The 385-nt window shown below is 51.4% G+C and carries 1 protein-coding gene; it reads left to right on the forward strand.

Annotated features, from left to right (window positions below; genetic code table 11):
• Positions 1 to 376, forward strand: a 376-nt coding sequence (locus AC6CIF_RS31910) for an IS30 family transposase (RefSeq protein WP_498202757.1), incomplete at its 5' end; no start/stop codon positions are given.
• Positions 377 to 385 lie beyond the last annotated feature (9 nt).

The raw sequence follows: 385 nt of genomic DNA on the forward strand, positions 1-385 counted from the left end.
CGCTGTTCTCATGCCCGACCGTACCGCTTTGTCGATGGAGATTGCGCTCGGTGTAGCGATCTCACAGTACCCTACAGGGACCTTCCTCACAGCCACGGCTGATCGAGGAAAGGAGTTTGCATGCTATGCCAATCTAGAGACGACCCACGGTCTCCATGTTTATTTTGCTGACCCGTATTCATCCTGGCAACGCGGTTCCAACGAAAATGGGAATGGATTACTTCGAGAGTTTACCCCCAAGGGCACTGATTTTGCACAAGTGGAGGATGAACATCTCGCCCACTCCCTGGATTTAATCAATAACAGGCCCCGAAAATGCTTGGGGTGGAGAACTGCTCACGAATCTTTCACAGAGGAACTGTCGCACTTGGTTTGACAATCCGTC

This window comes from Paenibacillus sp. GQ49 (assembly GCF_059759055.1).